Source organism: Bradyrhizobium genosp. L (assembly GCF_015624485.1).
GTDB lineage: Bacteria > Pseudomonadota > Alphaproteobacteria > Rhizobiales > Xanthobacteraceae > Bradyrhizobium.
This window is the reverse complement of the sequence record NZ_CP061378.1, coordinates 1,620,427-1,641,022: the sequence shown is the minus strand read 5'-3', so window position 1 is coordinate 1,641,022 and position 20,596 is coordinate 1,620,427. Positions and strand designations below refer to the sequence as shown.

18 protein-coding genes and 1 pseudogene are annotated in these 20,596 nt (G+C 66.4%); 6 read left to right on the top strand and 13 right to left on the bottom strand.

What is annotated here, in order from left to right:
* Nucleotides 1–16: 16 nt before the first annotated feature.
* From IC762_RS07685 to IC762_RS07670, 4 genes are read left to right on the top strand one after another with little or no spacing between them, the layout of a single operon-like run.
* Nucleotides 17–973: an ABC transporter permease gene (locus tag IC762_RS07685; RefSeq protein ID WP_195788219.1), complete on the top strand. Its 957-nt coding sequence runs from the start codon at nucleotides 17–19 to the stop codon at nucleotides 971–973.
* Complete coding sequence (locus IC762_RS07680; protein WP_195788218.1) at nucleotides 939–1,856, top strand: ABC transporter permease; 918 nt, start codon at nucleotides 939–941, stop codon at nucleotides 1,854–1,856. The genes IC762_RS07685 and IC762_RS07680 overlap by 35 nt, the downstream gene beginning before the upstream one ends.
* Nucleotides 1,853–2,833, top strand: a complete 981-nt coding sequence (locus tag IC762_RS07675; RefSeq protein ID WP_195790033.1) for an ABC transporter ATP-binding protein — start codon at nucleotides 1,853–1,855, stop codon at nucleotides 2,831–2,833. Before IC762_RS07680 ends, IC762_RS07675 begins: the two co-directional genes overlap by 4 nt.
* Complete coding sequence (locus tag IC762_RS07670) at nucleotides 2,830–3,798, top strand: ABC transporter ATP-binding protein (protein WP_195788217.1); 969 nt, start codon at nucleotides 2,830–2,832, stop codon at nucleotides 3,796–3,798. Before IC762_RS07675 ends, IC762_RS07670 begins: the two co-directional genes overlap by 4 nt.
* Nucleotides 3,799–4,112: 314 nt before the next feature.
* On the opposite strand, the gene IC762_RS07665 is transcribed toward IC762_RS07670, so the two are convergent.
* On the bottom strand, nucleotides 4,113–5,114 hold the full coding sequence (locus IC762_RS07665) for a LysR family transcriptional regulator (protein ID WP_195788216.1): 1,002 nt from the start codon (nucleotides 5,112–5,114) through the stop codon (nucleotides 4,113–4,115).
* Nucleotides 5,115–5,213: 99 nt separating this feature from the next.
* Here IC762_RS07665 and bla point away from each other — a divergent pair, with 99 nt between their 5' ends.
* Nucleotides 5,214–6,113 (top strand): class A beta-lactamase, encoded by a 900-nt coding sequence (bla, locus tag IC762_RS07660; RefSeq protein WP_195788215.1) that lies wholly within the window; start codon nucleotides 5,214–5,216, stop codon nucleotides 6,111–6,113.
* 191 nt (nucleotides 6,114–6,304) lie between these two features.
* Here the strand turns inward: bla and IC762_RS07655 are convergent, their stop codons facing one another.
* From IC762_RS07655 to IC762_RS07630, 6 genes are all read right to left on the bottom strand, one after another.
* The gene (locus tag IC762_RS07655) at nucleotides 6,305–7,795 is read right to left on the bottom strand and encodes an ABC transporter substrate-binding protein (RefSeq protein WP_195788214.1); all 1,491 of its coding nucleotides are present in this window, start codon (nucleotides 7,793–7,795) and stop codon (nucleotides 6,305–6,307) included.
* Between the two features lie 55 nt (nucleotides 7,796–7,850).
* Nucleotides 7,851–8,882 (bottom strand): ABC transporter ATP-binding protein, encoded by a 1,032-nt coding sequence (locus IC762_RS07650; RefSeq protein WP_195788213.1) that lies wholly within the window; start codon nucleotides 8,880–8,882, stop codon nucleotides 7,851–7,853.
* Nucleotides 8,879–9,886 (bottom strand): ABC transporter ATP-binding protein, encoded by a 1,008-nt coding sequence (locus IC762_RS07645; protein ID WP_195788212.1) that lies wholly within the window; start codon nucleotides 9,884–9,886, stop codon nucleotides 8,879–8,881. Before IC762_RS07645 ends, IC762_RS07650 begins: the two co-directional genes overlap by 4 nt.
* A gap of 2 nt (nucleotides 9,887–9,888) precedes the next feature.
* On the bottom strand, nucleotides 9,889–10,785 hold the full coding sequence (locus IC762_RS07640; protein ID WP_195788211.1) for an ABC transporter permease: 897 nt from the start codon (nucleotides 10,783–10,785) through the stop codon (nucleotides 9,889–9,891).
* Nucleotides 10,782–11,732 carry an ABC transporter permease gene (locus IC762_RS07635; RefSeq protein ID WP_195788210.1) on the bottom strand — a complete coding sequence of 317 codons (951 nt, stop codon included), beginning with the start codon at nucleotides 11,730–11,732 and terminating at the stop codon, nucleotides 10,782–10,784. The genes IC762_RS07640 and IC762_RS07635 overlap by 4 nt, the downstream gene beginning before the upstream one ends.
* An 84-nt stretch (nucleotides 11,733–11,816) precedes the next feature.
* Nucleotides 11,817–13,238: an amidase gene (locus IC762_RS07630; protein WP_195788209.1), complete on the bottom strand. Its 1,422-nt coding sequence runs from the start codon at nucleotides 13,236–13,238 to the stop codon at nucleotides 11,817–11,819.
* Nucleotides 13,239–13,378: 140 nt separating this feature from the next.
* Here IC762_RS07630 and IC762_RS07625 point away from each other — a divergent pair, with 140 nt between their 5' ends.
* Nucleotides 13,379–14,263, top strand: coding sequence for a LysR family transcriptional regulator (locus IC762_RS07625; RefSeq protein ID WP_195788208.1), 885 nt, complete (start codon nucleotides 13,379–13,381; stop codon nucleotides 14,261–14,263).
* 12 nt (nucleotides 14,264–14,275) lie between these two features.
* On the opposite strand, the gene IC762_RS07620 is transcribed toward IC762_RS07625, so the two are convergent.
* The 6 genes and pseudogenes from IC762_RS07620 to IC762_RS07595 all read right to left on the bottom strand — a co-directional run bounded on the left by IC762_RS07620 (nucleotide 14,276) and on the right by IC762_RS07595 (nucleotide 20,496).
* Nucleotides 14,276–15,214 (bottom strand): carbohydrate kinase family protein, encoded by a 939-nt coding sequence (locus IC762_RS07620; protein ID WP_195788207.1) that lies wholly within the window; start codon nucleotides 15,212–15,214, stop codon nucleotides 14,276–14,278.
* Between the two features lie 12 nt (nucleotides 15,215–15,226).
* Complete coding sequence (locus IC762_RS07615) at nucleotides 15,227–16,879, bottom strand: FGGY-family carbohydrate kinase (protein WP_195788206.1); 1,653 nt, start codon at nucleotides 16,877–16,879, stop codon at nucleotides 15,227–15,229.
* A gap of 27 nt (nucleotides 16,880–16,906) precedes the next feature.
* The gene (locus tag IC762_RS07610) at nucleotides 16,907–17,680 is read right to left on the bottom strand and encodes an SDR family NAD(P)-dependent oxidoreductase (RefSeq protein ID WP_195788205.1); all 774 of its coding nucleotides are present in this window, start codon (nucleotides 17,678–17,680) and stop codon (nucleotides 16,907–16,909) included.
* An 84-nt stretch (nucleotides 17,681–17,764) separates the two neighbouring features.
* On the bottom strand, nucleotides 17,765–18,772 hold the full coding sequence (locus IC762_RS07605) for an ABC transporter ATP-binding protein (protein ID WP_195788204.1): 1,008 nt from the start codon (nucleotides 18,770–18,772) through the stop codon (nucleotides 17,765–17,767).
* Nucleotides 18,773–18,788: 16 nt separating this feature from the next.
* Entirely contained in the window at nucleotides 18,789–19,619 is an 831-nt protein-coding gene (locus tag IC762_RS07600) for a carbohydrate ABC transporter permease (RefSeq protein ID WP_195788203.1), read from the bottom strand.
* 4 nt (nucleotides 19,620–19,623) lie between these two features.
* Nucleotides 19,624–20,496 (bottom strand): annotated as a pseudogene (locus IC762_RS07595) (carbohydrate ABC transporter permease).
* Nucleotides 20,497–20,596: the final 100 nt, after the last annotated feature.

The window sequence follows — 20,596 nt, the reverse complement described above, 5'->3', positions numbered from 1 at the left end:
AACGGATCGCTTCCTCATGAGTCAGTATATCCTGCGTCGCCTGATGATCGCGGTGCCGAGCCTGCTCGGCATCTCGCTCGTGCTGTTCGTCGTGCTGGCGCTGGCGCCGGGCGACCCCTTCTCCGAGCTCGCCACCAATCCGAACGTGCCGCCCGAAGTGCAGGCGGCGCTGCGCGCCAGATTCGGCCTCGACGACCCGATCTATCTTCGCTACCTGCACTGGCTTGCGGCGATGGCGCATGGCGACTGGGGCTTTTCCTTCGTCAGCCGGATGGATGTCGACACGCTGATCCTGCAACGCTTGCCGGCGACGCTCTACGTGATCGGATCTGCACAGTTGCTGGCGCTCCTGATTGCAATCCCGGTCGGCGTCTATGCCGCGACCCGCCCCTACTCGCTGTTCGACCAGCTCGCCAACACCTTCGCCTTCATCGGCTTCTCGCTGCCGACCTTCTTCACCGGCATCCTGTTCATCCTGATCTTCTCGGTGAAGCTGGACTGGCTGCCCTTCGTCTACACCGATGTCCCCGGAGGCGGCATCAAATGGGCGCTGGAGATGATCCGCCAGGCGATCATGCCGGTGATGGTGCTCGGCCTGTTCCAGGCGGCGTCGCTGACCCGCTTCGTGCGCTCGGCGATGCTCGATGTGATCAGGCTCGACTACGTCACCACCGCGCGCGCCAAGGGGCTCGGGCAGGCCAAGGTGATCGTCAAGCATGTGATGCGCAACGCCATGATCCCGGTCGTCACGCTGATCGCGTTGCAGATGCCTGCCGTATTCGGCGGCGCCATCGTCACCGAGCAGATCTTCCGGATCCCCGGCATCGGCTCGCTCCTGATCTCATCCATCCTCGCCAACGACACGCCGGTCATCATGGCAGTGACCTTCGTCTTCGCGTGCCTTGTCGTGTTGTTCAACCTGATCGCAGACATCCTCTATGGCTGGCTTGACCCTCGCATCTCCTTCCGCTGAGCGGCGCGGCTATTCGCCGTGGCGGGAAACCTGGCGGCGCTACCGCCGGCACAAGCTTGCCGTGGTGAGCGCCGTGCTGCTGCTGCTGTTGATCGCGGCCGTCGTGATCGGCCCGTTCATCTGGCGCGTCGCCATCAACGACGTCGACGTCGTCGCCGGCCTGCAGGGGCCGTCACTGGCGCATCCGTTCGGCACCGACGATCTCGGCCAGGACCTGCTCGCCCGCATGATCTATGGCGGCCGCATCTCGCTCGCGGTCGGGCTCGCCGCGATGCTGGTCTCGGTGTTCGTCGGCACGCTGATCGGCGCGCTCGCCGGCATGTCGCGCGGGCCGCTCGGCTATCTCTTGATGTGGGTGACCGACCTGTTCCTGTCGCTGCCGCAACTGCCGCTGCTGCTGCTCTTGATCTATCTGTTCCGCGACGGGCTGAAGGCGGTTTTCGGCCCGGAGGGCGGCATCTTTATCCTGATCGTGCTGGTGATCGGCGGCCTGCGCTGGATGCCGGTGGCGCGGCTGGTGCGCGCCCAGTTCCTCTCGCTGCGCGAGAAGGAATTCGTCGAGGCGGCGCGGGCGCTCGGTGCGAGCCCGACGCGGCAAGTGATCCGCCACATCCTGCCCAACGCGCTCGGGCCTGTGATCATCGCCGGCACCATCGACGTCGCGGCTGCGATCATCGCGGAATCGACGCTGTCGTTCCTCGGCCTGGGCTTTCCGCCGGACACCCCGACCTGGGGCCGCATCCTCTATGACGCCAAGGACTTTCTCGACATCGGCCCGCACTGGGCGCTGTTTCCCGGCGGCGCGATCTTCATCGCCGTGGTCGCCATCAACTTCATCGGCGACGGGCTGCGCGACGCGCTCGACGCCCGCAAGGTGATCTGATGGCGCTGCTCGAGATCAAGGGCCTGAAGACCCATTTCTCAACCGACGACGGCATCTTGCAGGCGGTCGACGGCGTCGACATCTCGATCAACCGCGGCGAGACGCTGTGCGTGGTCGGTGAATCCGGTTGCGGCAAGACCGTGACCGCGATGTCGATCCTGAAGCTGATCGCAATGCCGCCGGGCAGGATCGTCTCCGGCGAGATCATCTTCGAGGGCCGCGACCTGGTGCCACTGACGAGCGACCAGCTCGACGACATCAGGGCCAAGGAGATCGGCTTCATCTTCCAGGAGCCGATGACCTCGCTCAACCCGGTGCTGACGATCGGCGAGCAGATCGCCGAGAGCCTGCGCCGCCATGAGCCTGTGACCAAGAAGCAGGCGCTCGAGCGCACCATCGAAATGCTGAAGCTGGTGCAGATCCCCAACGCCGAAGGCCGCGTGCACCACTATCCGCACCAGTTCTCCGGCGGCATGCGCCAGCGCGTGATGATCGCGATGGCGCTGGCGTGCCGGCCCAAGCTCGTGATCGCGGATGAACCGACCACCGCGCTCGACGTCACCATCCAGGCCCAGATCCTCGACCTCTTGCAGGACATGAAAGAACGGTTGGGCATGGCGGTGATGCTGATCACCCACGCGATGGGCGTGGTTGCCGAGACCGCGCAGCGCGTCGTCGTGATGTATGCCGGCAAGGTGGTGGAAGAGGCGCCGGTCGACGATCTCTTCGGTGATCCGCGCCATCCCTACACCCAGGGGCTGATCCGCTCGATCCCGCGGATCGATCTCGACGCCGAGCACAAGACCCGGCTGGAGGCGATCGGCGGCTCGGTGCCGATCCTGATCAATCCGCCGCCCGGCTGTCGCTTCGCGCCGCGCTGCAAGCATGCCATGCCGATCTGCACCGCGCAGGAGCCGCGCCTGCGCGCGATCGCGCCCGGCCATCGCATCGCCTGCCATCTCGGAGAGGCGTCATGAGCGAACCGCTGCTGCGCGTCAGCAATCTGAAGAAGCATTTTCCGGTGCTCGGCGGCCTGCTGTCGCGCGAGGTCGGCCAGGTCTATGCGGTGGACGGTGTGTCGTTCTCGGTCAACCGCGGCGAGACGCTCGGGCTGGTCGGCGAATCCGGTTGCGGCAAGTCGACTACCGGCCGCTGCGTGCTGCGGCTGATCGAACCGACCTCCGGCGAGGTGGTGTTCGACGGACAAAGCGTCATGGGCCTCGGCGGCGGCGACCTGCGCGCCATGCGGCGCAACATGCAGCTCGTGTTCCAGGATCCGTTCGCCTCGCTGAACCCGCGCATGACGGTCGGGGCGATCCTCGGCGAGCCCTTCATCATCCACGGCACCGTGACTTCGGCGAGCGAGCGGGAGGACCGCGTCGCGAGCCTACTGATCAAGGTCGGGCTGAAGGCCGAGCACATGCGGCGCTACCCGCATGAGTTCTCCGGCGGCCAGCGCCAGCGCATCGCGATCGCGCGTGCGCTGACCCTGGAGCCGAAGCTGATCGTCTGCGATGAGCCGGTGTCGGCGCTTGACGTCTCGATCCAGGCCCAGGTGATCAATCTGCTCGAGGACCTGCAGGCCGAGCTGAACCTGACCTATCTGTTCGTCGCCCACGATCTCTCTGTTGTCGAGCACATCTCCGACCGCGTCGCGGTGATGTATCTCGGCCGCATCGTCGAGCTCGCCAAGGCCAGCGACCTCTACCGCAACCCGCAGCACCCCTACACCAAGGCCCTGCTGTCGGCCGTGCCGGTGCCGGACCCCAAGGCGAAGAAGCTGCGCGTCCGCCTCAAGGGCGACGTGCCGAGCCCGATGAATCCGCCGAATGGCTGCCACTTCCACACGCGATGCCCGGTGGCCGAGGAGCGCTGCAAGCAAAGCGCGCCGGAGCTGCGGGAGGGCGCCAACGGCCATTTCGTGGCGTGCCATCTGGCGTAGCTGCCGCGCCGGATGCGAGCCGTCGTTGGGCGCGTCTTGCCAAAATAGCGAAAACAACCCCATGCAAAGGAGCAGACGGCTGTCGACGTCAACATTGCAGTGTCGACATGGCCGCTTGACACGTCGGGCAACTCAGGGGCAATATTCCAATATTCCGAAATTACCGCTGTCGTCCCGGCGAAGGCCGGGACCCATACTCCGTGGCGAATGTCGTGGGCGGAGCTCGTCGTACCACCGGTGCGCACAATGATCGTTGGTGGTTATGGGTCCCGGCCTACGCCGGGACGACAGCGGCTATTTGGCGAGGCCTGTGACTAACGTCGCCGCTTCTTCGCGGCCTTTGTTTTGGTCTTTGCCTTTGTTTTGGTCTTTGCCTTGGCTTTCGACTTTCTCGCCTCGGGGCGCGCGATTGGGACCGCCTCGTCCCTCGCCGTCTCCGCCTCGCTCGCATCCACCCGCAGCGTCTCCAGCAGCCAGTCACGGAACGCGCGCATGCCCGGCGTCACCTCCTTCGACTTCAACCAGCTCAGCCAATACGACCCCGCTGCGACCTCGATCGCGAATGGCCGCGCCAGCCGGCCCGACGTCAACTCGTTCTGGAACATCGCGACCGGCACCAGCCCGACGCCGACGCCGCGTGCCGCGGCCTCGGCCATCGCCACCGAGCTGTCGAAGATCGGGCCCTGGATTTTCGGGCATGGGGAGCCTGCGACCGCGAACCACAGCGGCCATTCCTCCGCGCGGTAGGAGCGCAACAGAAATTCCTGGGCAAGATCGGACGGCTTGCGCAGGCGCACCGCGACCTCGGGCCGGCACACCGGCGAGAACGGCGCGGCGACGAGATGGATCGCCTCGGTGCCGTGCCATGAGCCGTCGCCGAAGCGCAGCGCGAGATCGAGCCCGTCGCCGGCGATGTCGACACGGTTGTTGTTGGTGAGCAGGCGCAGATCGATATAGGGGTGCGCGCGCTTGAAGCGGTCGATCCGCTGCAGCAGCCAGCCGGTGGCAAAGGTCGCGACGCAACCGACGGTGACGACCTCGCGGGTGCCCTTGGCTTCGATGCGATCGATCGCGGCGCCGATCCGGTCGAGCGCCTCGGTCAGCACCGGCAATAGCGCGAGGCCCTCGTCGCTGAGCACGAGACCACGCGACAGGCGGCGGAACAGCGGCACGCCCAACGTGTCCTCGAGTTGCTTGACCTGATGGCTGATCGCGGTCTGCGTCACCCGCAGCTCCATCCCGGCGCGGGTGAAGCTCAACAGCCGGGCCGACGCCTCGAAGGCGCGCAACGCGTTCAATGGGAGATGTCGGCGCACGGTATCATGACCAAGTTTTTCTCATGCCTCGTTGTATAAATGATCGTTTGTGCGCCGTCACGCCGCCCGGCAGGTTCGCCGCCGTCAACGGAGAAAAACATGCTGACGAGACGGACATTTGGCGGGCGCGCCCTGGGCTTTGCGATGTCGTTCGCCCTGCCGCGCTACAGCGCGGCGACGGACGGCAACGAGCCGACACGGCGGCTACAGCAGGAATTCGCGCGCATCGAGCAAGGGACCGGCGGGCGGCTCGGGATCGCGGTGCTCGACACCGAAACCGGCGCGCGCGCCAGCCTGCGCGGCGACGAGCGGTTTCCGATGTGCAGTACTTTCAAGGCGCTGGCCACCGCCGCCGTGCTGCGCCGGGTCGACCGCGGCGAATCGAGCCTCGATCAGCGCGTGCAGTTCGAGGCCAAGGACATCCAGCCCTACTCGCCTGTGACCAAGGAGCACGTTGCCTCCGGCATGACGCTGGCCGAGATCTGTGAAGCCGCCATCACCCAGAGCGACAACACCGCCGGCAACATGATCCTGCGCGAGATCGGCGGGCCGGCCGGCTTCACCAGCTTCTTCCGCGCGATCGGCGACAATGTCTCCAGGCTCGACCGCTGGGAAGTCGCGCTGAACGAGGCCGTTCCCGGTGACGAGCGCGATACCACGAGCCCGACCGCGATGCTGAAAAATTTGCAGCGCGTGCTGCTCGGCGACGTGTTGTCCGCGGCGTCACGTCGGCGGCTGACGGACTGGATGGTGGCCAACAAGACCGGCGATACAAGGCTGCGCGCCGGGCTGCCGAAGGATTGGCGGGTCGCAGACAAGACCGGCACCGGCGAACGCGGTACCTATAACGACATCGGCGTATTCTGGCCGCCCGGCCGCAAGCCGATCGTGGTGACGGTCTATCTCACCGGCGCGACCGCACCGCTCGCCGACTGCAATGCGGCGATCGCCAAGGTGGCGCGTGCGGTGGCCGACGCGAGCACGGGGAAGACGGGGTAATTTGCTCAGTGTCGTCACCCGCGCATGCGGGTGACCCAGTACTCCAGAGGCAGCAGTGATTGAACCGATGGGCCGCGGCGTACTGGGTCGCCCGGTCCATGTGCGCAATTGCGCACAGGCCGGGCGATGACAGCGGTGGATGAGAATATATGACCTCACATCCTCTCAAGATGACGGGGAACGTCTTCCTACTACTCCCACGACCACGCGGAGAAATCGTTCTCGAACTGCGGGACTTCCTTCCAGACGCCCTTCAGCTTCTTGTTGGCAATGGTGATCCATTGCGGCTGGAACAGGAAACCGGCCACCGCGTCGGTTGCCAGCATCTTCTGAGCGTCGCCGAGCAGCTTGGCGCGGCCGGCCTCGTCCGGGGTCGCCATGATCTGCTGATAGAGTCCGTTGAACGCCTCGGACCGGTAGCCGAGATAATAATCCGGCTCGGTCAGCTTCACGAGATCGAACGGCTCGACATGCGAGACGATGGTGAGGTCGTAATTGTGCAGACCGGTGAAGACCTGCGACAGCCACTGCGCCCACTCGACGTTCTCGATCTTGGCGGTGATGCCGACCTTGGCGAGCTGGGCCGCGAGGATCTCGCCGCCCTGCCGCGCGTAGGATGGCGGCGGCAGCTTGAGTGTCAGCTCGAGCGGGGTGGTGACGCCGGCCTCGGCCAACAGCTTCTTGGCCTTCTCCGGGTCGTAGGGATTGATGCCTGACGTATCGACATAGCCGAGCGAGCCCGGCGTGTAGAAGCTGCCGATCGGCGTGCCGAAACCGTCGACGGCGCCGTCGATCATCGCCTTGCGGTCGATCGCAGCCAGGATGGCGCGGCGAACGCGGACGTCGTCGAACGGCTTCTTGCGCTCATTGATGCCGACGATGGTCTTTGCCTTGCTGCCACCGACCAGCACGGAGAAGCGCGGATCGGCCTTGAACTGGGCAAGGCTGCGCGCCGCCGCAACTCGCGGAAACGCATCGACGTCGCCGGACAGCAGGGCCGCGACCTGCGCGGCGGGATCGCCGATGAAGCGGATCGTCACCTTGGACAGCTTGATTGCGGCGGCGTTGCGATACTCCGGCCATTTCACCAGCGTGATCGACGAGCCCTTGGCCCAGGCGCCGAGCGTGTACGGCCCGGTGCCGACCGGCTGCGTCACGTCGGTCGGCGCGCTCTTCGGCTCGACGATCGAGCCGGAGGCCTGGCCGAGCAGGAACGGCAGGTTCGGCTCGGAGTATTTCAGCTTGACCACGATGGTGTCGGCATCGGGCGCGGTGACGGACTCGAAGGCCTGATACAGGCTCTTGTCCTTGTTGGTCGAGGTCGGCGCCGCGGCGCGCTCGAACGAGAATTTCACCGCCGCGGAATCGAACGGCTCGCCATTGTGGAATTTGACGCCCTTGCGGAGCTTGAAAGTGTAGGTCTTGAGATCCGCCGAAGCCTGCCAGCTCTCGGCCAGCAGCGGCGCCACCGAGCCGTCCTCGTTGATCTTGGTCAGCGTCTCGTAGATGTTGTAGAGCGTCACTTCGGCAATTGCAGCCGCCGCCGCGTTGGTGGGATCGAGCCCCGGCGGCTCCAGCGTCATGCCCATCACGACGCTGTCCTTCTTGGACTGAGCAAGGCTCGGCAGCGGCGCCGCGGCAATTGCGGCCAGCACCGCGACAATCGATAGTTTCTTCAACATTCGTTCGCTCCCGGACGTCTCGTTCGATCAGCCTAGGCCAATCCCGCGCAAAAGGCTAACCCGGCCCGGCCATCACCGACGGCAACGCCATCACGGCTTCGGCGTGGTGGCATGCGGCGAGATGCGCCGGCCCGATGCTGCGTAACGCAGGCACGATCTCGCGACAATGCGGATCGGCCAGCAGGCAGCGCGACGCATAGGGACACCCCGCACCGGCCGATGATTGCGAAGCGATCGCCTGCGCGCCGCGCCGCCGTCGGGTGCCGCCGGCAGCTGCCCGCGGCACCGCATCGAGCAGCGCACGCGTGTAGGGGTGGGCCGCGCGCGCGAACAGGTCTTCGGGCCGCCCCTGCTCGACGACCCGGCCGTGGTACATCACCGCAATCTCGTCGCAGATCAGGTCGACCACCGCGAGGTCGTGGCTGATCAGGATGTAGCTCAGCCCGAACTGGTCCTGCAGATCCTGCATCAGGTTCAGTACCTGCGCCTGCACCGAGACGTCGAGCGCACTGACCGGCTCGTCGGCGACGATCAGCTTGGGCTGGGTGATCAACGCGCGCGCGATCGCGACGCGCTGGCGCTGGCCGCCGGAGAATTCGTGCGGAAATTTATCCATGTCGGCGTCGCGCAAGCCGACCTGGCGCAGCACCGTGGCGACGCGCTGGCGCAGCTCCGCGCGATCCATCCGCCCCAAGGCCGTCAACGGCTCGGCGACGATGCGCGCAATGGTCTGCCGCGGATCGAGCGATCCATAAGGATCCTGGAACACCATCTGGAAATCACGCCGGGCGCGGCGCAGCTCCTCGGCCGGAATCCGGTTGAGATCGCGGCCGAGCAGCGAGACCGAGCCCGACGTCGGCCGCTCCAGCGCCATCACCAGCCGCGCGAAGGTCGATTTGCCCGAGCCGGACTCGCCGACCACGCCGAGGCTTTTCCCGGCGGCGACCTGCACCGTGACGCCGTTGAGCGCATGCACCTGCGCCGCCGGCTTGAACAGATTTTCCCGCGGCAACGTGTAGCGCTGCGCGAGGTCCTTGACGTCGAGCAGCGGCGTCTCGGGCGCGGGCGGCTGGTCGAGCAGCGTCATGCGCCGACCCCAGCGGCGTCGGCCATCGACACGTCGGTCCTGATACAGCGCACGCCATGGCCGGCCCCGACATCGACCACATCAGGCAGCGCCGCACGGCAACGCGGCTCGACGATGCCGCAGCGATCCGCAAAAGTGCAGCCGGCCGGCAGGTCGGCGAGCTCCGGCACGGTGCCGGCGATGGTTCTCAGCCGCGTCCCCTTGCGCGCGCCGAGCCGCGGGCGGGCGCGGAACAGGCCCTGCGTGTAGGGATGGCCCATCCGGGTGAAGACGGCATCGGTGGCGCCGCTTTCGACCACGGTGCCGCCATACATCACCATCATGCGCTGCACATTCTCGGCGATCACGCCGAGATCATGCGAGATCAGGATCATCGCCATGCCGCGCTCCTCGACCAGGTCGGCGATCAGATCCAGGATTTGGCCCTGGATCGTGACATCGAGTGCGGTGGTCGGTTCGTCCGCGATCAGCACGTCGGGCTGGCAGGCCAGCGCCATCGCGATGGTGACGCGCTGGCGCTGGCCGCCGGAGAACTGGTGTGGATAGGCGTCGACGCGTTTTGCCGCATCCGGCAAGCCAACGCGATCGAGCAAGGCGATGGCTTGCCGGCGCGCCTCCGACGGAGAGCAGCCGGTGTGACGCCGTAGCGGCTCAGCGACCTGCCGCCCGATCGTGTGCATCGGATTGAGCGCGGTCATCGGCTCCTGAAAGATCATGCTGATGCGGTTGCCGCGCAGCTTGCAGTAACTCGCATCACGCAGGCCGACCAGCTCGGAGCCGTCGAGCCGGATGCTGCCGCTGACGACGGCGCTGTCGGGCAACAGGCCCATCAGCGCCAGCGCGGTGACCGACTTGCCGCAGCCGGATTCGCCGACCAGCCCGAGCGTCTCGCCACGACGAAGCGAGAAACTGACGCCGCGCACCGCCTGCGCCGGTCCACGGCTGGTGTTGAGCCTGACGCCGAGATTCCTGACCTCGATCAGCGCTGCGTTGGCCTCGTTCATGCTCAACGCTCCCGTGCCAGCCGCGGATCGAGCAGATCGCGCAGGCCGTCGCCGAGCAGATTGAGCCCGAGCACGGCGATCGCGATCGCAGCGCCGGGATAGACCGCGAGCATCGGCGACTGGAACAGCAGCGTCTGCGCATCGTTGAGCATGCGGCCCCAGGACGGTTGCGGCGGCTGGGTGCCGAGCCCGAGATAGGACAGCGCGGCCTCGGCCAGGATCGCCAGCGCGAACTGGATCGTCGCCTGCACGATCAGGATCGACAGGATGTTCGGCAGCACATGCTCGATGGTGATGCGGAATTTGCCCTTGCCCGCGGCGCGCGCCGCCAGCACGAATTCGCGGGCCCAGACCGCATTGGCCGAGCCGCGGGTGACGCGGATGAAGGTCGGGATCTGGAAGATGCCGATCGCGGTGATCGACGTCACCATGCCCGGCCCGATCACCGCGGCGAGCATGATCGCCGACAGCACCGCGGGAAAGGCGAAGGTGAAATCACTCATCCGCATGATGAGCTCCTCGGTCCAGCCCCTGCGCGCGGCGGCGATCAGGCCGAGGCAGACGCCGAAGGTGAGGCCGATGCCGACCGCGATGACGCCGACCATGATGGTGGAGCGCGCGCCGACCAGGAGCAGCGAGACGATGTCGCGGCCGAACGCATCGGTGCCGAGCCAATGCGCGGCCGAGGGCGGGCGCAGCTTCGCGGCGATGTCGATGTCGGTGGCCGGCCACGGCGTCCAGACCAGCGACAGCAAAGCCGAACCGAGCACGAGCAGGCTGAGCACGGCGCCGAGCACGAAGCTGCGATGGCGCAGTGCGCGGCGCCAGAAGCCGGTTGCCGGCCTCATGCCGGGCACGATCGCCGGCGCATCGGCGGGAATGGTCAGCGGGGCGCTCACAGATTGGCCACCTTGATGCGCGGATCGATGAAGGCATAGAGCACGTCGACCACGAAGTTGACGATGACCACCATCGCAGCGAGCAGCATCACGCAGTTGCGCACCACGATCAGGTCGCGATTGGCGATCGACTGGAAGATCAGCCGGCCGAGGCCCGGCAGGTAGTACACGTTCTCGATCACGATGGTGCCGGCGAGCAGGTTGGCGAATTGCAGGCCCATCACCGTCATGACAGGGATCATCGCGTTGCGCAGCACGTGACGCCACAGCACCTCGCGTTTACCAAGTCCCTTGGCGCGCGCCGTGCGCACGAAATCCTCGCGCAGCACCTCCAATACCGCCGAGCGGGTGACGCGGGCGAGGATCGCGGCCTGCACCACCGCGAGCGAGACCGCAGGCAGCAGCAGCGATTTGACACCGGGCCAGATGCCGTCATCCCAGCCGGCAAAGCCGCCGGCGGCGAGCAGATGCAGCTTCACCGAGAACAGCAGGATCAGGAGGATCGCGAACCAGAAATTCGGCAACGCGATGCCGACCTGGGTCAGCGACATCACGCCGACGTCGCCGAGCTTGTTGTGGTTGGCGGCGGTGTAGATGCCGGCGGCAAGCGCCAGTGTCACCGTGATCGACATCGACATGATGGCGAGCGGGATGGTCAGCACCAGCCGCTCCGCGATCAGAGCGGCAACCGGCGTGCCGTAGACATAACTGTTGCCGAGGTCGCCGACCGCGATGCCCTTGATCCAGAGCAAATAGCGAAGCGCAAGCGGCTGGTCGAGCCCGAGCTTGACGGTGAGCGCGCGCACCGCGTCGGGCGAGGCGTCGGCGCCCATCAGCATCTGGGCGGCATTGCCGGGCAACGCGTCGAGCACCAGGAAAATGATCACCGACGCGGCGAACAGCGTCGCCACCAGGGTCAGGATTCGCCGTAGGATGAACAGGCTCATGCGTGCCCGGAGCAGGTCGAACTGGCCGCAGGTTTCAACAGGTTTGGCAGCGAAAGCAAGTGCTTTGCGGCGCCGTGCATGGGATCACGCCGGCCAGCGGCCGAGCAGGTCGCTGGCCTGCTCGAACAGCGCGGAGACGCGCAGCAGTTCCGCGTCGGCCCGGAAGCGGCCGACCAGATGCAGGCCGATCGGCAGGCCGTCGCGGCCGAATCCGGCCGGCAGGCTGATCGCGGGATGGCCGGTCATGTTGAACAGCATGGTCCAGGGAAACCAGTGCGGCCGCACGCTGTCGAAGCTCTGGCCGTCGATTTCGATGGTGCCGAACAGGTCCTGGTCGATCGGCAGCGCGGTGCGGGTCAGCGTCGGCATCGCCAGATAATCGGCACGCGCGAACAGCGACTGGACGCGCCGGAACAGCGCGGTGCGGTCGAACATCGCCTGCTGGTACTCGACGCCGCTGACATGGGCGGCCAGCGCGAGCTGTTTCAGGAAAGTCTCGCTGAGATCGTTCGGATGATCGGCCGCGAGCTTCTCGAAGCGGGTGCGCCAGACGGTGTGGTTGATGGCGCGCCAGATCGGCTCGATATCGAAATCGTCGCCGGAAAATTCTTCGAGCTCGGCGCCGAGACCGGCCAACCGGTCGAGGCTCGCCTTGAAGGCGGCGGCGACATCCGCCGTCACCGGCCTTCCCGGCGGTGACAGGCAGAACAGAACCCGCTTGCCGCGGAGATCGCCGCGCGGCGCGGCGAGCTCGAGATAATCGGGCACCGGCACGCCGATCGACCAGGGATCGGACGGATCCTCCCCGGCCATCGCCTGCATCATCAGCGCGGTGTCGGCGACAGTGCGCGTGGTCGGCGTGACATAGGTCTGATTGCCGAAGGCATCCTGCACCTGGCTGTGCGGGATCACGCCGTTGCTCTGCTTGATTCCGACCACGCCGTTGCAGGCCGCAGGGATCCGGGTCGAGCCGCCGCCGTCGGTCGCAACCGCCAGCGGCGCGATGCCGCTCGCGACCGCCACTGCCGCGCCCCCGCTCGAGCCGCCGCTGGAACGGTGTGCGTCCCACGCATTCCGGGTGCGGCCGAACAGCGGCGAGTCGGTCAGGCACTTGCTGCCGAACTCGGGCGTCGTGGTCTTGCCGATCAGGATGCCGCCCTGCGCACGCAGCCGCGCCACCGCGACGGCATCGTGGTCGGGGACATTGTCACGGTAAGGCACCGCGCCGAACGTCGTTCGCACGCCTTTGGTGCTGACGATGTCCTTCACGGTGAAGGGGATGCCGTGCAGCAGGCCGAGCGGCTCGCCGGCCATGACTTGCCGTTCCGCGGCCTTCGCCTGTGCCATCGCCGCATCACCGCACAGCGTGATGAAGCAGTTCAGCTCGGGTTGCAGCCGCTCGGCGCGGGCCAGCACCGCGGCCGTGATCTCGACCGGGGAAACGTCCTTGCGGCCGATGCGCGCGCGCAGCTCGGTCGCCGACAGAAGGCAGGGATCGCCGCTCATCTCAGAATTGGTCTCCCAGGGCCGCGCCTCGTATCATCAAGGCCGCGCCTTCCATGATCGTTGACAGCGAGAATGACACCCGTGTTAACTCGCCGTCCAATACGAATTTGAAGACCAACCCATACGATTTGGGTATGCCTATGGATTTGCGTCGGCTTCGTTACTTCGTGGCGGTGGCGGAAGAGCGCAGCGTCGGCAAGGCGGCCGAACGGCTGCGGATGGCGCAGCCGCCGCTCTCCGTGCAGATCCGCAAGCTCGAGGCCGAGCTCGCCACGCCGCTGTTTCGCCGCGGCACCCGCGGCATGGACCTGACGGAGGCCGGTCTCGCTCTGCTGTCGCGGGCGAGCGAGGCGCTGGCGCTGGCCGAGGAGGGCGTCGAGGCCGCGCGCGCGATCGCCGCCGGGCAGCGGGGCCGGCTCTCGGTCGGCTACATGTTCGTGCTGGCGAGCGCGATGCTGCCGCGGCTGGTTCCGGAGCTGCGCCGCGCGCTGCCGGGCGTCGATCTCGACTTCGTCGAGCTCAGCGCCTCGACGCGCGAGACGCTGCTGCTCGACCGCGCCGTCAGCGTCGCATTGTGCATGCCTGCGATCCATCACCCGGAGATCCAGGTGGCGCAGATCGGCACCCAGCCCCTGATGCTGGCGATGCCGGCGCGCTCGCCGCTGGCGCGCCTCGCCGCCGTGCCGGTGAGCCGGTTGCAGGGCCGGCCTCTGGTCGCCTTGCCGCGGCCGGAAGAGCCGACATCCTCGGCGGTCTCGGCGATGCTGCGACGGCATCAGGTCGTGATGCCGGTCGTCAGCCGGGTCGAGACCGTGCACTCGGCGCTCAGCCTGGTGCTCGCCGGCGAAGGGTTTGCGATCCTCCCCGCTTGCGCCAAGCTCGGCGCGCCGCCCGGCATCGTGTTCCGCCGCTTCGTCGACATCGCCGACACGATCGAGATCGCAGCCTGCTGGCGGCGGGATTTTTCGAGCCCCTTGATCCGGAATTTCCTGAAGAGCGCGGAGAAGGTCGTCGCGCGACTGTGACGCCGTGCACCGCTACCAATAATCAGCGGGCAATTCCCGGCTGCGTGGCGGATCGGCACCGGCGCGCGTGCAGGTGAAGGCGGCGCATTTGCAGGCAAAGGATAGCGCGCGGCTGAGCTCCGCCGCGGAAACGTCGCGCAAGCGTGGCCGCGCGATCCGATCCAGCCGATGCAGCGCCGCGAGCAGCGCGGCCTGAAAGCTGTCACCGGCGCCGATCGTATCCACCACCGTTACCGCCGGCGACTGGGCCCCGATCATCCCGGCCTGGCGATGCCAGCCACAGGCGCCGTGATCACCGAACGTCACGACGACGAGCGATGGGCCCGTCGACAGCAGCATCTCGGCTCGGTCGGCATAGGCCTTGTCGCCAAACAGATAGGCGAAGTCGACATCGGACATCTTCACGATGTCGGCCTTGCCGCAGAACGCCAGCATGCGCGCGCGATAGGCGTCCTTGTCCTTGACCAGGTTGGGCCGGCAGTTCGGATCGAGCGAGATCGTCACGTTCGCGCGTGCAGCGTCGATGAGGGCCAGCGTCTCGGCCGCGCCCTGATCATGCACCAGCGTGGTCGAGCCGGTATGAATGCATGCGACGCCGGCAAGCGCGACCGCATCGTGCCGATAGGTCCAGTTTCGCGACGCGGTATCCGCGTCGTAGAAGGCGTATTGCGTCTCGGTGCCGGTCACGCGCGCAAAGGCCAATGTCGCCTGATCGTCGCTGCGCGTGGCGCGGCTGAGATCGACGGCGGAATTGGCCGCGTGATCGGCGATCATCTTGCCGAACGTATCATTGGCGATGCCGCCGACGAAACCGGTGGGCACGTCGAGCCGCGACATGCCGACCGCGATATTGAGGCAGGAGCCGCCGACCGCGGGTGTCAGCGCCTCGCCTCCATCCGCGGTCCTGGACGGCAGGAAATCGATCAGCGCATCTCCGCAGCTCAGCAGCATGATGCCATCACCTCACGTCGCCGGCGCTTCGGGCGCCGACTTCATGGCTTCGCGCGCGCCGAGATCGAGCTCGCGGAGCATCTTGTGCACGGCGCGCTTGCGTTGATGGAACTGTGTCATCGCGGGCTTCGTCGGCTCGCTCAGGCGGCCGAGCGCCGACATCCCGGCCATCGCCGCGTTGATCGAGTTGTGCGCGCCGCTCGCAACTGCGCCGAGCATCGCAGCCCCAAGCAGCACCGGCTCCTGGGTCTGCGGCAGCGCGACGGTGTAACCCGTGGTGTCGGCCATGATCTGGCGCACCAGCGGGCTGCGGCTGGCGCCGCCGCCGATCACGATGGTCTTGCCAGTGACGCCGTGGGCCTGCAGCGCGTCGATCACATCGGCGAGCCCGTAAGCGAGCCCGCACAGGCCGGCGATGAACAGCCGCTCCATCGCCGACACGTCGGTGTCGAGATCGAGGCCGGCAATGACCGCGCGCGAGCCGGGATCGGCATAGGGCGACCGGTTGCCGAGGAATTCCGGCAGCACGTGAACGTTGCGCGCGAGCAGCGCCGCCGCGCCGGCATCGCCGCTGCGCGCCAGAATGCGTTTCTCGAGGTATTCGATGATATCGACGCCGGCCTTTTTCGCTTCAGTCTGCACCTCGACGTGCGCCGGATGCGAGCGCAGCAGATGATCGATCGCAGCTCCGGCCGCGGATTGGCCGCCCTCGTTCAGCCAGAAGCCCGGCACCATGCCCTCGAAATACGGGCCCCAGACGCCGGGCACGAAGCAAGGATCGACCGTCGTCGCCATGATGCAGGCCGACGTTCCCATGATGTAGGCGAGCCGCTGGCAGACATCGACTTCGGCGCCCGAGCCGTCACGGCCGCCGATCGCGCCGACGCCACCAGCATGGGCATCGATCAAGGAGGCGCCGACCGCTGTCCCCGGCATCAGGCCGAGATCGCGCGCGGCGGCCTCCGACAGGCCGCGGCCGAGCGGCGAGCCTGGCGGGACGATCTCGGTGCCGATCCGGGCAAAACGACCGGCGGCGAGCGCCTCGAGCCCGACCCGCCTCAGGAAGGATTCGCTCCAGCCGCCCTCGCCGGCTACGTAAGTCCATTTGCAGGTGACCGTGCAGGTCGAGCGCGCCAGCGAACCGGTGGCGCGGAACGAGAGATAGTCGGCGAGATCGAAGAAATGCCCGGCGGCCTGATACGTCGCGGGCAGATGCCGCTTCAACCAGAGGATCTTCGGGATCTCCATCTCCGGCGAGATGACACCGCCGACATAGCGCAGCACGCGGTCGCCGGTGGCGTTGACGAACGCGGTTTCGTCCATCGCGCGGTGGTCCATCCAGACCACGACATTGCGGGCGGGATCTCCGGAGGGACTGACGGTGAGCGGCTGCCCGGCCTTGTCGAGCACGACCAGCGAGCAGGTCGCGTCGAAGCCGATGCCCTTGACGTGCTCGGCGGCAACCGCCGCCTCGCGCATCGCGTTGCGCACCGAAGCCGTGCAGGCCGCCCAGATGTCCTCGGACGATTGCTCGACGATGTCGCCGGGCTCGTGCCAGACCCGGATCGGATGCCGCGCCGAACCGAGCAGCTTTCCCCTCTCGTCGAATACGCCCGCGCGGGCGCTGGTGCTCCCGACGTCCACCCCGATATAGGCTTGCTGCATTTCCGCTCCGTCAGCTTTGACGCGAGCTTACCAGCAAGTGTAGCCGCCATCGACCAAAACGATGCTGCCGGTCATCAGGCTGGCGGCCTCGGAGGCGAGGAACAGCACGACCGAGGCGATCTCGTCGACCTGGCCCATCCGGGCCATCGGAGTTCCACCGATCCAGGCGTCGTACATCTTCGGACTGTTCTTGACGAAGGCGTTCAGCGGCGTCTCGATATAAGTCGGTGCCACGGCGTTGACGCGGACGCCGCGCGTGCCCCATTCGGCGGCCAGCGACTTGGTCAGATGGTGCACCGCGGCCTTTGAGGCATTGTAGAAGCATTGTTCCTGTGGCTTGTTGACGATGAAGCCGGACATCGAGCCGACATTGACGATGGTGCCGGACTTCGCCTTCAGCATGTGATTGCCGAAGGCGCGGCAGCACCAGAAGGTGCCGTTGAGATTGACGTCGACGACGTTGAGCCAGTGCTCGTCGGTCACGGTCTCGGCCGGCGTCTCGCTGCGCGCGATGCCGGCATTGTTGACGAGGATGTCGACCTTGCCGTACTTCGCGACCAGCTCATCGGCCACCGCGGCGACGCGCTTGGAATCGGTGACGTCCATCAGCGCGATGTCGGCGTCGAGGCCCTTGGCCTTCAGCTCGGCCTTGGCGTCATTGGCCGCCTTGGCGTCGCGGTCGCCGATGATCACCTTGGCGCCGGCTTCCGCCAGCGCCTCGGCGCAGGCGAGCCCGATGCCCTGGCCGGCGCCGGTGATGATGGCGGTCTTGCCGCCGAGCTTGAATTTCTCGAGATACATTTTCTTCTTCCTTTGCCAATGCCCGCGATGAGCGGGCGCGTCGCCCCGGCCCGAGCGTTCTCCCCTGAGATCGTCGTCCGCGTCTTACGCGCGGATCGATTTTCCGCTGTCGTCGAAACGATAGACGCGTGACGGCTCGGGGATCAGCGACACCTTGTCGCCCGGGCTCAGGCCGAGCTCGCCGACATAGCGAGCCGTCAATGTCCCGAGCGGCCCGGCGTCGATATAAAGGAAGGTGTCGCTGCCGAGATGCTCGGCGACCGAGACCGTCCCGGGCCAGCCGCCCTGCCCGTTGCGCTCCACCTTCAGATGCTCGGGCCGCACGCCGATGGTCGCCGCGCCCTGCTGCTTCGCCGGCTCGCCGGTGACGAAGTTCATCTTTGGTGAGCCGATGAACCCCGCGACGAACAGATTGGCCGGCTTCTCGTAGAGCTCGAGCGGCGAACCATATTGCTCGATCTTGCCGGCGTTCAGCACCACGATCTTGTCGGCCATGGTCATCGCCTCGACCTGGTCGTGGGTGACGTAGATCGCGGTCGTGGCGAGCTGTTTCTGCAGCCGCGTCACCTCGAGCCGCATCTGCACCCGCAACGCTGCATCGAGGTTCGACAGCGGCTCGTCGAACAGGAACGCCTTCGGCTCGCGCACGATGGCGCGGCCGATCGCGACGCGCTGGCGCTGGCCGCCGGAGAGCTCGCGCGGCTTGCGATCGAGATACGGCGTGAGATTGAGGGTGGCCGCGGCGCCCTCGACCTTGCGGTTGATCTCGTCTTTCGCCAACCCGGCCATCTTGAGGCCGAAGGCGATGTTGCCGCGCACGCTCATATGCGGATAGAGCGCGTAGGATTGGAACACCATCGACAGCCCGCGCTTGGCCGGCGGCACATCGACCACGTTGCGCCCGTCTATCAGGATGGCGCCGCCCGTGACGTCCTCCAGCCCCGCGATCAGCCGCAGCAGCGTGGTCTTGCCGCAGCCGGACGGCCCGACGAACACGACGAACGAGCCGTCGGCGATATCGAGGTCGGCCCCCTTGATGATGTGGACCGGCCCGAACGATTTTTGCACACCCTGCAGCGTAATCTGACCCATGGCAAAAGCCTTTCTGCTACTTGACCGCGCCGAAGGTCAGGCCGCGGACGAGTTGCCGCTGACTGAACCAGCCGAGCACGAGAATAGGCGCGATCGCGAGCGTCGACGCCGCCGACAATTTCGCCCAGAACAATCCTTCCGGGCTCGAATAGGACGCAATGAACACGGTGAGCGGCGCGGCCTCGAGCGTCGACAGATTGAGCGTCCAGAACGCCTCGTTCCAGGCCAGGATCAGGTTGAGCAGCATGGTCGAGGCGAGCCCGGGGATCGCCATCGGCGTCAGCACGTAGATCAGCTCGCGCCCGATCGTGGCACCGTCCATCCGCGCGGCCTCGAGGATGTCCTTCGGGATTTCCTTGAAATACGTGAACAGCATCCAGATCACGATCGGCAGGTTGCCGAGACACAGGATGAAGACGAGCCCGGTGCGGGTGTCGAGCAGGCCGACATTGCGGAAGATCAGGTAGATCGGCACCAGCACGCCGACCGGCGGCATCATCTTGGTGGAGAGCATCCAGAGCAGGATGTCCTTGGTCCGCTTGGTCGGCGAGAACGCCATCGACCACGCCGCCGGGATCGCGATCAGCATCGCGATCAGCGTCGATCCGCCGGCGATGATGATCGAGTTGAGCGCGTGATGGAAGTAGTCGCTGCGCTCCTGCACGGTGACGTAGTTCTCGGTCGTCCAGTGGAAGAACAGGAACGACGGCGGGATCGAGAAGGCATCGAGCTCGGTCTTGAAGCTCGTCAGCACCATCCAGAGGATCGGGAAGAAGATCAGGAAGCCGACCAGCCAGGCCGCCGCCGTCGAGATCACCTTGTTCTGTGTCGTGACCATCCGCGCCATGACGTTACGCCTCCAGATTCCGGCCGACGATACGAACGAGGAAGAACGCGACGATGTTGGCGATCACCACGGCAACAAGGCCGCCCGCCGAGGCGCTGCCGATATCGTACTGGATCAGCGCCTACGAATAGATCAGGAAGGCGATGTTGGTGGTCTGCAGCCCAGGGCCGCCGCCGGTGGTGACGAAGATCTCCGCGAACACGGTGAGCAGAAAGATCGTCTCGATCAGGATCACCACCGTGATCGGGCGCGCCAGATGTGGCAGCGTGATGTAGATGAAAGTCGACATCGCCCCGGCACCATCCATCTCGGCCGCCTCCTTCTGCTCCTCGTCGAGCGATTGCAGCGCCGTCAGCAGGATCAGGGTCGCAAACGGCAGCCATTGCCAGGAGACGATCAGGATCACCGCGAGCAGCGGCGCGTCGGTGAACCAGTCGATCGGGGTCGCGCCGAACAATTTTGCGATCCAGGCGAACAGTCCCGAGACCGGATGCATCAGGAGGTTCTTCCAGACCAGCGCACTGACGGTCGGCATCACGAAGAACGGCGCGATCACCATCAACCGGACGATACCGAGCCCGACCACGTGCTGATTCAGCAAGATGGCGATCGGCACGCCGAGCAGGATCGTGATCGCGAGCACCGAGCCGACCAGGACCAGGGTATTTTGCAGCGAGGCGAGGAAGGCCGGATCGGTCAGGAAGTAGCGGAAATTCTCCAGCCCGACGAAGGCCTCCGAGCCGGGATCGAGCAGATTGTAGTGCAGCGTCGCGAAATAGATCGTGAGCGCGAGCGGCACGATCATCCAGATGAACAACAGCGCCACGGCGGGCGTGAGCAGTGTTCGCGCGAGCAGTTGGGTCTGCTGGGTCGCCATCCCCGTCTCCTTGCCCATAGCGTTTTCCAGCGAAGTGGACGCCGGTTCGCGCGAAGAAAACGCCTCAATCAAAAGAACCGAAGGAGCGGCCATCCCGTTG